This window comes from Streptomyces lacaronensis, from assembly GCF_047337785.1.
Taxonomy (GTDB): Bacteria; Actinomycetota; Actinomycetes; order Streptomycetales; family Streptomycetaceae; genus Streptomyces; species Streptomyces lycopersici.
The window spans coordinates 11,732,985-11,745,638 of record NZ_JBLHDK010000003.1 but is presented as its reverse complement, the minus strand read 5'-3'; the positions used below and the strand labels follow the sequence as shown (position 1 = coordinate 11,745,638).

Below are 12,654 nucleotides of genomic sequence, written 5' to 3'. Positions count from 1 at the left end.
TCCCGGACGTGACCGGGTTGGCAAGCGGTGAATTGTTCGGTATCGGGAAGCGGGTGGGTGCCCGCAGTGCTCGGCGGAGCCCTCCGACCGCAAGAGGGGTGCGGTGGACGACGCACGCGTCACCTGCACACCTGTAAACACCTGCCCGCTGAAGTCAGTATCCGCGCAGCCGTCGCGCAGAGGTACCATCCACCAACATGAAAAGGCGCCCAGACGAGGGAGCTTGTGATGGACACCCCTGCCGACAACACCAGTCTGAAATCCCAGTACACGGCACAGATCACCGCCGACCTCGAACGCAACGCAGCCGAACACGAACGCCTCAGCGCCGACATCGCGACGTTGCAACGACAACTGTCGGCGCTGGAGGACAACCGGGCGCTCCTGCTCAGCATGCGGCAGACCCTCGACAACGAGGCCACCGGTGACGAGGACAACACCGACGTCAGCGGCTTGGCGGACGGCTCCTCCCCCACCCGGAAGTCCGCATCGCCGTCAGCACGCGAGCCGAAGAAGAAAAGCGACACGCCCAGCGGAAAGAGGAAGGGGGCGGAGTCCGGCAGGAGCCGGACCAAGGGGGCGCGAGAGACGGGTATGCCCACGCTCGGGGACCTCATCCGCGACGACCTCGCCCAACACGGTGAACCGCGCTCCGCAGCCGAAATCACCGCCGCCCTCAGCCAAGTCCTCCCGGACCGCGAGATCAAGGCCACAGTCGTGCGCAGCACCCTCGAGTCACTCGTCGCCAAGGGCCAAGCACACCGCACCAAGCAGCAGAGGTCCGTCTTCTACTCGGCTGCCGCCCCGGAAGCGGCCGATGGTACGGCTGAGCCCAGCGGTGCAACCCCTTCCTGAGAAGCCTCGACGCGATCCGGCGTTGCCGCAACTCCGTCCGAGTGAGTTATCCGTGCTGGGGTCGCGGTGAAGGAGGCCGAGCAGGACGGGCGCCAGGGGCCTCGTCAGCCAGGTTGGCTGTCGACTTCATCGCCGCGGCCCCTGTGTAGGTTGGCCGCGTGGATGTGACGGGGTGTCTGGGGTGCGACCTGCTGGCCGGGCGCCGGGAGTTGCCCGGCGGTGTCCTGTATGAAACCGCTGCTTGGGTGGTGAACCACGTCGTCGGTCCGATGAATCTCGGCACCTTGATCGTCGGTCCGCGGGAGCACGTCGTGGCCATCGCGGAGCTCGAGGACACGGCAGCGGCGGAGCTCGGCCCCTTGCTGCGCGATACCGCTCGCGTCGTAGAGACGTTGTGCCGACCTGAGCAGACCTACGTCTGCATGTGGTCGCATGGCCCCGACGCTCGCAAGCACCTGCACATCGCGGTTCAGCCGGTGACCGCGGAGGTGCGGGCCCGCTATGGCGGGCTGCGCTCCGAGCGACTCCAGGCCCGGATGCTGGCGGACGGCGACGAGCCGGACATCGCGGATGTCGAGCGGTTCTGCGAGCGGGCTCGCGAACTGTTCCGGGCGATCGCCGACGGCAGCGTCGAGGACCGCAGCTGATCACCGGCGCCTGGCCGGCATCACGGACCTCTGTGGCCGATGGCCGTCTGTCTCCGATGGCCGTCTGTCACCGATGGTGGTCAGGCGGATACGTCGCCGTGCGATTCCAGGCGTTCGATCATCTGCTCGCTCCATGCCCGGATGGCATCGGCCTGCTGCGGAGTGAGCGGGTCGAAGAAGTGGCGGCGGATGGTCCCGGCGTGCCCGGTGATGGCACTCTCCACGGCACTACGCCCCTCGGCGGTCAGCTTGATCCCGGTACGGCGGCCGTGGGCACCGCTTTCGGTCCGTGCCACGAAACCCCGCTTCTCCATGCGGGTCAGCTGGTGTGAGACGCGGCTCTTCTCCCAGCCGAGCGACTCGGAGAGCTCGCCGACGCGCAGCTCGCGCCCGGCCGCGCGCCACAAGGTCATCAGCACGCTGAACTCGGCCTTCGAGATGCCGAAGTCACGCTGGAGTGCACGGTCGAGCTCCTGGGCGAGCAGCCGCTGCGCGCGCGTCCAAGCGCCCCAGAGCTCCCACTCCTCGGGGTCCAGGTCGCGGATCTCCGTCATGGCGGAAATCCTACCCGCCGGAGCCAAACAGTTGACGCATCAACACCATAATCCTAGAGTTGATGCGTCAACTGCGTGAAGGAGCTCACCGATGAGGACATTGGTACGCGGCGGCATGGTGGTCAGCATGGACCCGGCCGTCGGCAATCTCCCGCAGGGGGACCTGCTCATCGAGGACGGCCGGATCGCGGCGGTCGACGCCGATGTGGACGCGGCCGACTCGGAGGTCGTCGACGCCCGCGGCAAGATCGTGATGCCCGGTTTCGTCGACACCCACCGGCACACCTGGCAGACCGCCTTCCGTGGCATCGGCGCCAACTGGACCTTCCGCGAGTACGGCGTCGCCATGCACAGCACGCTCCGGCCGCACTACCGGCCGGAGGACGTGTACCTGGGCAACCTGCTGGGCCGGATCGAGGCACTGAGCTCGGGCGTCACGACCATGCTCGACTGGTTCCACTGCTCCGACCGCCCGGAGAACGCCGACGCCGCGATCCAGGCGCTGCGTGACGCGCCCGGCCACTCGGTGTTCTGCTACGGCGCGGGCGTCACCGACGAGTCGATCGCCACCGAGGTCAGGCGCGTGCGATCCCAACTGCCGGACGAGGGAATGGCATTGGGGCTGCGCGGTCCGCAGCGGACCTCGATGGACACTACCGCCGCCGATGTCGCACTGGCACGGGAACTCGGACTGCGGGTGAGCGTCCACGTACACGCCGCCACGGGCTGGCCCAGCGGTGAGCGCCCCATCGCGGACATGCGTGACCGCGGACTGCTCGACGACCGCACGACCTTCGTGCACGGCAACGGCATCTCCGATGACCAGGTGGCCATGATGGCCGACGCGGGCTGCTCGGTGTCGATCAGCCCGGACGTCGAGCTGAAGATGGGCTTCGGCTGGCCCGAGACCGGCCGCATGCTGGCCGCCGGAATCCGCCCGTCTCTGTCCGTCGACGACTGCCCGTCCGCCGGCGGCGACATGTTCGCCACCATGCGCACGGCGTTCTCCGTCCAGCGCGGTCTGAACGGCGGCCTCACGGCGCGGGACTTCGTCGAATTCGCCACGGTGGACGGCGCCCGCACGTGTGGACTCGACGCCCGGACGGGCAGCCTCAGCGTCGGCAAGGACGCCGACTTCATCCTCCTCGACGCCGAGGACCTCACGGTCTTCCCGGTCGCAGATCCCGTCGGCACGGTGGTCTCCGCCGGTCACCCCGGGCTGGTGGACAGCGTCTTCATCGCCGGAAAGCCGGTCAAGCGAAACGGCCGACTGCTCGACGTCGACCTGCCGGCGTTGCGCACCCGGCTGCTGGAGTCCCGCGCCCGGGTCGCCGAAGCCGCGGGCATGACGCTCGACGGGTCCTGGGCACCGACCGCGAGCGCGCCGAGGCTGTGATCGCCGACCATGTCCTGGGGTCCGGTGAGGCTCTGAGTCCTCTCTGGCGTGCCTGACACCGGACGCCTACGCTGCCGACCGGCGTCAACGCCGCCCGGACCCGGTCCCGCCCACACCCGAACGCTCGGGGCGCCTTGACGGGCCGAGTCCCCGACTGAACACGACAGACCTGGCCCCCGTTCAGTCCCCGGAGTATCCGAAGATTCCCACGTGGCTGGGTGCGTCGTCGGTGTAGAGGATGACGTACAAGCCGGTCCACCTCATCTGACACTCGTCGGTCAGCACCTGGTCGAGGTTCGGCTGGATCGACCAGTCCCGGTCGCGGGCGAGCAGTTCCTGGAACTGGGCAGGCGTCGGCCGGTCGGTGCCGAAGTGGTGCCGTATGCGCTCGTCCCGGAGTGGTCGTAGCGTCCCGGAGTCGTCGGGATCGTAGGGGTCGGGTGGCTCGGCCGTGTGAACCACCTCGCCGATGTCGAGGATCGTGTGTGTGCCCTCGTCCCAGAAGTCATCGGTTTCCTTGGCCGCGTTGAGCTCGTCCAACGACGACGGTCGCGGCAACGACTCGTCGCCCGTGACGCCGTATTCGGCCCGGGTTTCCCAGGGCCATACGTAGTCGCCGCTCGCCAGGACTTGCTTCTGCGCCGCGACCAACGTGGCCTCGACACTGCCCTGGTACCGAGTCAGGTGGTCCCAGCCGCTCGCGCCCATCGCCAGCCTCCCGTGGTGGGTGTGTGAACGCCCGCCACCGTAGTGGTGCGGTCTGACAACGGGTCTCGAGACCGCCACCTCTCGGGTGGCCTCGCGCCCGTTCCTCTGGACCGATGCGGTCAGCCCGCCGACTCGCGGTGCCGATCAGGGACAGCGGGCGGCAGCGGCCGCGCGTGCTCAGGTGGAGCTCGGTCCCATGCCCACCGCATAAACGATCCGGACGCGAAGCAGCCACATGATCGGCCGGACGAGTTCCCAGGTGGCTCCAGGCTCGGTAGGCGGCGGAGACCTGCCTGCCAGGACGGCGAACGGCTTGTCGAGGGCGGCGTAGAGGGCGCCGGATTGAGGGGCGGCGTTGTCGGCCAGAGCCGCCACCATGAGAGTGGCGTAGTCGCTGACGATGACGCCCGCCTGCTGCATGCGCAACAGCCCGGCCTCCCGCTCGGCCGCGCTGCGCAGCGCCGTGCTGATAGCGGCCGGCAGACCCGGCCGCCCATTCTGCCGCGCCGCGCGGCGTGGACCGGGTATTCCTGGTGCCGCCGGTGGCCGGCGTGGATCCGATGCCTCTGGTCGGGCCCTTCCTGGCCGACGCTCAACGCTTCGGCGTGCGCCGGGTGGTGCTCCTCGGCTCCGCCATCGTGCTGCCGGACTCGCCTTGCGCCGGTGACGGCCGAGTGGGCTGGATCGACGCACGGGACATCGCAGCCGTCGTCTCCGCCCCCGCTGCCGTGGAAGACGACATCAGGGCTGGTCTCGAGGACCGGGTCAGCACCGCGGTGCTGGACCTGACCGGCCATCCGCCCCGCCCTTTCGCCGGGTTCATCCGGGAACACGCACCCGGCAGGGCGAAATCCGGCTTGCCCGAGACAAGGAGTCAAAGAGCGATCAGTCCCGCCTTCGTCTGCTTGAATCCGCAGGATTCGAAGGAGAAGGACTCCAGCTCGTCGTCGAAGTCAACGTGCAACCATTCGCGATCGGCGGCGCGGGCGCCATCCACCGCCGCCGCCACGAGCGCCGTGCCGATACCGCTCCCCCGCACCCCGCGGGCCACGACGGTGTCGAGGATGAAGGCATGGACGCCGCCGTCCCAGGCGACATTGACAAATCCGACGAGGCGGTCTTCTTCGCGTGCGCAGACCCAGCCCAGACTGTGCCGACGCAGTTGCGCGAGCCAGTCGACGTTCAGAGGGGGATGGTCGAAACCCTCGGCGTGCAAGGCTTCAATGGCCGCACTGTCGACATCACCTCGCCACTCATACATGATCGTCATGCCGCGATCGTAGCCACCCGCGCGGGCGGGGGTTCAGGCGCAGAGCCCACCGTCGATCGGCAGGACGGCTCCGCCGATGTGGCTCGCGCGGTCGCTCAGGAGGAACGCCGCGCTCGCTCCGACCTCCCGTCCCGTGCCGACCTCGCGCGAGGGAGTGGCCGCGACCGGCGTCGGCTTGGCGCGGCGGTGATCGCCGCGTGCTCCGTGGGGTGTGCGTCCCGTGGGAATGGTTCCGTCCTGGCTCTTGACGGTGGGTGAAGCTCACGCCAGAGTTCGTTAATGCGCATTAGTAATGCGCATTAACGGATCGGTGAGCGAGGGGACGTCAGGGGTGGATCAGCCGAAGAAGCGGGCGAAACCGGGACGGATTCCCGGTCCCGCCAGCCGTACGTCACGACCGCGGCAGGCCGAAGTGGCCGGGCTCGCCGGAGTGTCGCAGGCGACGGTGTCACTGGTCCTGTCGGCGCGCGGCGACGGCAGAGCCGCCGCGATCTCCGAGGAGACCCGGCAGCGCGTCCTCGACGCGGCCCGCAGTCTCGGCTATGTGCCGGACCCGGCGGCCCGGCGGCTGGCGGCGGCCAGCAACAACCTGCTGGGCGTCTTCAGCTTCACCGCCACTTTCCCGACCGATGTACAGCACTCGTACTACCCGTTTCTGGTGGGCGTGGAGCAGGAGGCGGCCGCCCGGGGCTACGACCTGGTGCTGTTCACAGGGTCGAGCACCGGTGGCGCGGGCGCCGCGGGACCGGACGCGCTGAGCCGGGTCCGGCTGGCCGACGGGTGCCTCTTCCTCGGCCGGCACGTACCGCGCGCAGAACTGAAGCGGCTCGTCGCCGACGGGTTTCCGGTGGTGCATCTGGGCCGCCGCGAGGAGCTGGAGGGGCTGGCCTGGGTCGGCGCCGACTATGTCAGCGCCAGCCGTGAAGTCGTCGCCCATCTGGCCGAGTTGGGCCACCGGCGGATTGTGCTCGTTCGGGAGGACGACGACGCGCCCCCGTCCACGGACCGCCAGCAGGGCTTCCTGGACGGCCTGGCGGCGGCGGGCATCGCGGGTGGCCCCGGCGCGGTGCTGCGCTGCGCCGATCCGGCGCGTGAGCTGACCGCGCGGCGCGTGCGGGCCCTGGTCGCGGACGGTGTGACCGCGTTCGTGGCCGAGGAGACCGACACGGGGGCGGCGTGGCGGGCGCTGAACGCCGCCGTCCGGGAGGCCGGGCTCAGCTGCCCGGGCGACGTCTCGCTGGGGCTGCTCGGGAGCCCGCCCGCCGACCTCGCCGCCCGGCCCGTGCCGATGGGGTTCGACATCCCCCGGCACCGGCTCGGCGCCGCGGCCGTCCGGCTGCTCGCCGCGCTCGTGACCGGCGAGGAGGCGCGGGAGCCGCTGGTGGCCTGCGAGTTCCGTGCGGGCGAGACGGCGGGCCCGCCCGTGCCGCCACCGTAGCGACCGCGGCACCGTAGCGACCGGTACCGGGGCAACTCCGGGGCCATGGAACGAAGTTCAGTCACGACACGAGGAGCACGGTGATACCCCAGCCAGACATCCTGATCGTCGGTGGCGGCCTCGGCGGCGTCGCCGCCGCACTCGCCGCCTGCCGCGCGGGCCGGCGCGTGGTGATGACCGAGGAGACCGACTGGATCGGTGGGCAGTTGACGGCGCAGGCGGTGCCGCCGGACGAGCACCCGTGGGTGGAGCGGTTCGGCACGACGGCGACGTACCGGGCACTGCGCGAGGGCATCCGGGCCTACTACCGGCAGTGGTATCCGCTGCGGGGCGAAGCACTCGGGCTCACGGAACTCAACCCGGGCGCCGGGCGCGTCAGCAAACTGTGCCACGAGCCGCGCGTCGCGCTCGCCGTCCTGGAGGCGATGCTCGCGCCCCACCGGGCCTCCGGGCTGCTGACCGTCCTGACCGAGCACCGGGCCGTCTCCGCCGAGCACGACAACGATGCCATCACGGCCGTCACGGTACGGGACCTGCGCGGCGGCACCCTGCGCACCGTCGCCGCCCCCTACGTCATCGACGCCACCGAGACCGGTGAGCTGCTCGAGCTGGCCGGTGTGGAGCACGCGAGCGGGGCCGAGTCGCACGCCGAGTTCGGGGAGCCGCACGCCCCCGCCCAGGCCCAGCCCGGCAACCAGCAGGGCATCACGGTGTGCTTCGCGCTCTCCCACCACGAGGGCGAGGACCACACCATCGACCGGCCCGGGACGTATGACTTCTGGCGCGCCTACCGCCCCGAATTCTGGCCGGGGCCACTGCTCGGGTTCGAGGCTCCCGACCCGCGCACCCTGGAGTCCGTCCCGCGCACCTTCGTGCCCAACCCCGAGCTGGATCCGCTGGATGTCAGCGCGGACCAGAGCGCGGACGCCGGGGACAAGGAGCTGTGGGGTTTCCGCCGGATCCTGGCCCGCAAGCTGCACCGGCCCGGGGCCTTCGACTCGGACATCACGCTGGTCAACTGGCCCCTTAACGACTACTGGCTGAAGCCCTTCATCGGCCAGGAGGCCGAAGCGCTGCGTGAGGCACGGCAGTTGTCGCTGTCCGTCCTGTACTGGCTGCAGACCGAGGCGCCGCGCGCGGACGGCGGCACCGGGTTCCCCGGACTGCGCATCCGCCCCGATGTGACGGGCACGGCGGATGGACTCGCCAAGGCCGCCTATGTACGCGAGTCGCGGCGCGTCAAGGCGGTGACGACCGTCGTCGAGCAGGACGTCGCCATCGACGTCGTGGGCCCGTACGGCACCAAGCACTACCGGGACTCGGTCGGGGTCGGGGGCTACCGCATCGATCTGCACCCCTCGACCGGTGGGGACACCTATATCGACATCGGCTCGGTGCCGTTCGAGATCCCGCTGGGCGCGATGGTTCCGCGCCGGGTGCGGAACCTGCTGCCCGCCGGCAAGAACATCGGCACGACGCACATCACCAACGGCTGCTACCGCCTGCACCCCGTGGAGTGGAACGTCGGCGAGGTCGCGGGCGCGCTCGCCGCGCACTGCCTGGCCGAGGACGTGGAGCCGCACCAGGTGCAGGCGGACGACAAGCGGTTCGAGGAGTTCGCGCGGCTGCTGGACCGGGCGGGTGTGCAAAGGAGCTGGCCCGACGTCCGCGGCTACTGACCGGTCCCCCTCTTCGGCAACATACGCACGTCAACGCACAAGGAGGTGCCTGACATGTCCCCTGACCGTCGCGTCCGCGTCGGTATCGACGTGGGCGGCACGTTCACGGACGCCGTGGCCGTCGATGCCGCGACGCTCGAACTGGTGGGCCAGGTGAAAGTGCCCACCAGCCACCACCATGAGGACGGCGTCGCACACGGCATCGTCCAGGCGCTCGACCGTCTCCTCGAACAGGCCGGGCGCACCCCGGCCGACGTCACGTTCCTGGCACACGGCACGACCCAGGCCACGAACGCGCTCCTGGAGGGCGATGTGGCGAAGGTCGGGCTCATCGGGATCGGCGCCGGGGCGGGTGCCGTGTTCACCCGGCGCCTCGCCGCGTTCGGGAAGCTGGAAGTCGCCCCGGGCAAGCGGCTTCCGCTGGTGTACGCGCATGTGGCGGACCCGTTCGACAGCGACGCGGTGCGGGCTGCCGTGGCCCGCGTACAGGAGGAGGGCGCCCAAGTCATCGTCGCCACCGAGCCGTTCGGGGTGGACCGGCCCGAAGGGGAGCAGGCCGTGCTGGACGTGGCGCGGTCCACGGGACTGCCGGTGGCGGCGGCACACGAGATCACATCGCTGTACGGGCTGCACAAGCGGACCCGTACCGCCGTGGTGAACGCGGCGATCCTGCCGCGCATGCTGGCCACGGCCGATCTCGTCGACTCCTCCATCACCAAGGCGGGGGTCACCGCGCCGCTGATGGTGATGCGGTGCGACGGCGGTGTCATGTCACTGGACGAGATGCGGCGCCGTCCGCTGCTGACGGTCCTGTCGGGGCCGGCGGCGGGGGTGGCGGGGGCGCTGATGCGGGAGCGGATCAGCGAGGGGGTGTTCCTGGAGACGGGTGGCACGTCGACGGACATCAGCGTGGTGCGACGCGGCAAGGTGGCGGTGCGGCACGCGACGATCCTCGGCAGGGCGTCGTACCTCAACGCCCTGGATGTGCGCACCGTCGGTGTCGGTGGCGGATCCATGGTGCGGGTCTCCGGAGGGAAGGTCACGGGCGTCGGTCCGCGCAGCGCGCATATCGCGGGGCTTCCCTACGCCTGTTTCGCCTCGCTCGACGAGCTGCGGGACGCGAAGGTCAGCACGGTGCGGCCGATGGACGGCGACCCCGACGACCATGTGGTCCTGGACGCGGCGGGCGGCCGGTTCGCCGTGACGATGACGTGCGCGGCGAACGCGCTCGGCCGGGTCCCCGAGGGCGACTTCGCGCGCTGCGACCCGGAGGTGGCGCGGGCGGCACTCGCCCCGCTCGCCGCCCTGCTCGGCCTGGATGTGGCGGGCGCGGCGCGGGCCGTGCTGGACGCGGGGACGGCGTCGGTGCGGGCGGTCGTGGACACGATGATCCGCGACTACCGGCTCGGCCGGGAGACCACTGTCCTGGTGGGCGGGGGCGGCGGAGCGGCGGCCGTGACCCCGCATCTGGCCCGGGCCGCCGGTCTGGAAGGGCGCGTCGCCCGTCACCACGAGGTCATCAGCCCGATCGGGGTGGCGCTCGCGCTGGTCCGCGAGCAGGTCGAGCGGATCATCCCCGGCGCCACCCAGGAGCACATCCTCGCCGTGCGCGCCGAGGCCGAGCGGGCGGTCGTCGCGCAGGGCGCCGCAGCCGACGGTGTGGAGGTCGAGGTGACGGTCGACCCGCAGACCAGCACCGTACGGGCCGTCGCCACCGGCGCGACCGAACTGCGCACACGGGACCGGGCGCACCGCGCCGATGACGCCGAGCGGCTGCGCGCGGCCGCGACCAGCCTCAAGGCGCAGGAGACCCGGGTGAGAATCCTGGCCGGCACGGACGCGTACACGGTGTACGGCACGGAGGTGCGGCGCCGGCTGCGGGCGGGGCGGCAGCCGGTGCGGGTCGTGGACGCGGACGGGGTGGTGCGGCTCGGGGTGTCCGACGCGCGGGTGCGGACGACGACCGTGGGCGCGGCCGGCGAGGTGCTCGCCTCGCTGGTGCGGGAGTCCACCTCGTACGGCGACGGCGGGGTGCGGGCGCCCGCGGTGCGTCTGCTGGTGGGCGGCCGGATCGCGGATCTGTCCGGGGTGCTCGAACCCGAAGCGCTGCTCGCGCTGGCCCGCAGCGAGTTGCGTACGCGCGCGGCCGACGAGCCGGTGGTCGCGGTCGTGGAGTCCCGCGCATGAGTGGCGACCACGACCGCGACCACGGCCTCGACCACGATCTGGACCTCGCCGTGCGGCTGCTCGCGGGGACGCCCACGCACGAGGGCCGCGATCCGCTGGTCCTGCGCCGATGGGCCGAGGCGGCCGAGGAGTTCGGACGCCGTATGCGTCCCGGTCCGGTGCCGGTCCGGGTGGTCGAGCGGGACGGCGGGCTCGCCGCCGGTCTGCTGGCCCGGTACCGCTCGCGACCGCCGGTGGTCGAGGTGTACGTCGACACGGTCGACCGCGCCGAACGGCTCGTCGCCGAGCTCGGCTGGCGGAACTGGTTTCCCGCGGGGTCGGTGCTGGCCGCGGCCCTCGCCCACGAGCGGGCGCACGCCTGGCTCCATCACGCGCGTGTCCGGGCCGAGTTCAAGCGGGCGCTCGGCCACACCGCGCTGCGGCTCGGGCCGCGTCGTCTGTACGCGCACGTCGCGGGCGCCGACGAACTCGCCGCGCACGCCTACGCCCGCGCTGCCTGCGGCCTCGGCCGCAGCCCCCTGCTGCTCACCGAGGCGCTGGCCGCCGCGTGTTCCGAAAGCGAGACGGATCAATGGGTGTCGTGATTCTGCTCCTCATGGCGGCGGGCGTCGCCGCCATGCTCACCCGCAGGCTGCCCACCGCGTTCGCGCTGGTGCTGCTCGCCGTGGCGATCGCGTTCGCCGCGGATGCGCCGCTGACCGGGAAGAACAGCGTGCTCGACACGGTGCTCCAGGAGGGCGCGCCCGCGCTGGCGGCCACGATGGTCGCGATCCTGCTCGGTTCGTGGCTCGGCAAGCTCCTGGAGGAGACCGGTATCGCGGCCACCCTGGTCCGCAAGATCGTGGAATTCGGCGGCGACCGGCCGGTGTTCGTGGCGCTCGGCGTCCTCGCGGTGTCGGCCCTCGTGGGCACGGTGACGGGGTCCGCGCCCGCGGCCATGCTCGCCGGGCTCATCGGGATCCCGGCCATGATCGCGGTGGGCATCCCCAAGGTGACGGCCGCCGGCACGATCCTCATGGGCATCGCGGTGGGTGTCCCGTTCGAGCTGCCGGTGTGGCAGTTCTTCTCCACGGCGCTGGAACTGCCCGTGGACACCGTGCGCGGCTTCATGGTGAAGCTGTTCCCGTTCGCGCTGGTGGCGGCAGTCGCATACGTCCTGGTGGAGTCGCGGCGGCGTGGCGTGGAGCACACCTGGTCGCTCAAGTCGCTTGAGGGCAGGCCGACTTCGCGCAGCCGACGGCAGCTGCTCGGCGACGCCCCGTGGTACGCGCTGCTGACGCCGGTGGTACCGCTGGTCCTGGCCCTGGGCTTCGAACTGGCCATCATTCCCTCGCTGCTGGCGGGAGTGCTGTACGCACTGGTGACGACGACACGGCCGCGCGAGATGAACCGACGGCTGCTGCGCACCCTGTACGGCGGTTTCGAGGTGGCGGCGCCCCCGATCACGCTGTTCGTGGCGATCGGCATCCTGCTCGCCGCGGTGAAACTGCCCGGCGCGGTCGACGCCCTGGAACCGCTCGTCAAGGCCGTCAGCCCGCAGAACGCGGTGCTGTTCGTGCTGGTCTTCACGGTGCTGGTGCCGCTGTGCCTGTACCGCGGCCCGCTCAATGTCTTCGGCCTCGGCGCCGGCATCGCGGGTGTCCTCATCGCCACCGGTATCTACCCGGCCACCGCCGTCCTCGGCATGGCCACCTCGTACAACCAGGTCTTCGGCGTCGCCGACCCGACCAGCACCCAGACCGTGTGGGCCGCCCAGTACGCGGGCGTCTCACCGCAGCAGGTGATGGTGCGGACGCTGCCGTATGTGTGGGCCGTGGCGCTCGGGGGCCTGTGTGTCACCGCCGCGACCCAACTGTGACGTCCTTCCGACAGCAACCCTTTCAACAGCAACCTCTTCCACCGCAACCGACCTCAGGAGCC

The 12,654-nt window shown here is 71.1% G+C and carries 13 protein-coding genes; 8 read left to right on the top strand and 5 right to left on the bottom strand.

What is annotated here, in order from left to right:
* The first annotated feature begins 228 nt into the window (after positions 1 to 228).
* On the top strand, positions 229 to 855 hold the full coding sequence (locus tag ACMTAK_RS50330; protein WP_413812410.1) for a hypothetical protein: 627 nt from the start codon (positions 229 to 231) through the stop codon (positions 853 to 855).
* Between the two features lie 158 nt (positions 856 to 1,013).
* Entirely contained in the window at positions 1,014 to 1,502 is a 489-nt protein-coding gene (locus tag ACMTAK_RS50325; protein ID WP_413812409.1) for an HIT family protein, read from the top strand.
* An 80-nt stretch (positions 1,503 to 1,582) separates the two neighbouring features.
* On the opposite strand, the gene ACMTAK_RS50320 is transcribed toward ACMTAK_RS50325, so the two are convergent.
* Complete coding sequence (locus ACMTAK_RS50320) at positions 1,583 to 2,056, bottom strand: MarR family winged helix-turn-helix transcriptional regulator (protein ID WP_413812408.1); 474 nt, start codon at positions 2,054 to 2,056, stop codon at positions 1,583 to 1,585.
* A gap of 91 nt (positions 2,057 to 2,147) precedes the next feature.
* Here ACMTAK_RS50320 and ACMTAK_RS50315 point away from each other — a divergent pair, with 91 nt between their 5' ends.
* Complete coding sequence (locus ACMTAK_RS50315; RefSeq protein ID WP_413812407.1) at positions 2,148 to 3,452, top strand: amidohydrolase family protein; 1,305 nt, start codon at positions 2,148 to 2,150, stop codon at positions 3,450 to 3,452.
* 180 nt (positions 3,453 to 3,632) lie between these two features.
* On the opposite strand, the gene ACMTAK_RS50310 is transcribed toward ACMTAK_RS50315, so the two are convergent.
* The 4 genes from ACMTAK_RS50310 to ACMTAK_RS50295 form a co-directional block, all read right to left on the bottom strand.
* Positions 3,633 to 4,160, bottom strand: coding sequence for a hypothetical protein (locus ACMTAK_RS50310; RefSeq protein ID WP_413812406.1), 528 nt, complete (start codon positions 4,158 to 4,160; stop codon positions 3,633 to 3,635).
* Positions 4,161 to 4,337: 177 nt separating this feature from the next.
* Entirely contained in the window at positions 4,338 to 4,586 is a 249-nt protein-coding gene (locus ACMTAK_RS50305; RefSeq protein ID WP_413812405.1) for a hypothetical protein, read from the bottom strand.
* A 448-nt stretch (positions 4,587 to 5,034) separates the two neighbouring features.
* Positions 5,035 to 5,430: a GNAT family N-acetyltransferase gene (locus ACMTAK_RS50300; protein ID WP_413812404.1), complete on the bottom strand. Its 396-nt coding sequence runs from the start codon at positions 5,428 to 5,430 to the stop codon at positions 5,035 to 5,037.
* 33 nt (positions 5,431 to 5,463) lie between these two features.
* On the bottom strand, positions 5,464 to 5,658 hold the full coding sequence (locus ACMTAK_RS50295) for an SDR family oxidoreductase (RefSeq protein ID WP_413813238.1): 195 nt from the start codon (positions 5,656 to 5,658) through the stop codon (positions 5,464 to 5,466).
* Between the two features lie 103 nt (positions 5,659 to 5,761).
* On the opposite strand from ACMTAK_RS50295, the gene ACMTAK_RS50290 reads away from it, so the two are divergent.
* From ACMTAK_RS50290 to ACMTAK_RS50270, 5 genes are all read left to right on the top strand, one after another.
* Positions 5,762 to 6,868, top strand: a complete 1,107-nt coding sequence (locus tag ACMTAK_RS50290; RefSeq protein ID WP_413812403.1) for a LacI family DNA-binding transcriptional regulator — start codon at positions 5,762 to 5,764, stop codon at positions 6,866 to 6,868.
* Between the two features lie 80 nt (positions 6,869 to 6,948).
* Positions 6,949 to 8,547, top strand: coding sequence for an FAD-dependent oxidoreductase (locus tag ACMTAK_RS50285; RefSeq protein WP_413812402.1), 1,599 nt, complete (start codon positions 6,949 to 6,951; stop codon positions 8,545 to 8,547).
* 54 nt (positions 8,548 to 8,601) lie between these two features.
* Positions 8,602 to 10,734, top strand: coding sequence for a hydantoinase/oxoprolinase family protein (locus ACMTAK_RS50280; protein ID WP_413812401.1), 2,133 nt, complete (start codon positions 8,602 to 8,604; stop codon positions 10,732 to 10,734).
* The gene (locus tag ACMTAK_RS50275) at positions 10,731 to 11,318 is read left to right on the top strand and encodes a hypothetical protein (RefSeq protein WP_413812400.1); all 588 of its coding nucleotides are present in this window, start codon (positions 10,731 to 10,733) and stop codon (positions 11,316 to 11,318) included. Before ACMTAK_RS50280 ends, ACMTAK_RS50275 begins: the two co-directional genes overlap by 4 nt.
* Positions 11,306 to 12,592 (top strand): TRAP transporter large permease, encoded by a 1,287-nt coding sequence (locus tag ACMTAK_RS50270; RefSeq protein ID WP_413812399.1) that lies wholly within the window; start codon positions 11,306 to 11,308, stop codon positions 12,590 to 12,592. Before ACMTAK_RS50275 ends, ACMTAK_RS50270 begins: the two co-directional genes overlap by 13 nt.
* Positions 12,593 to 12,654: the final 62 nt, after the last annotated feature.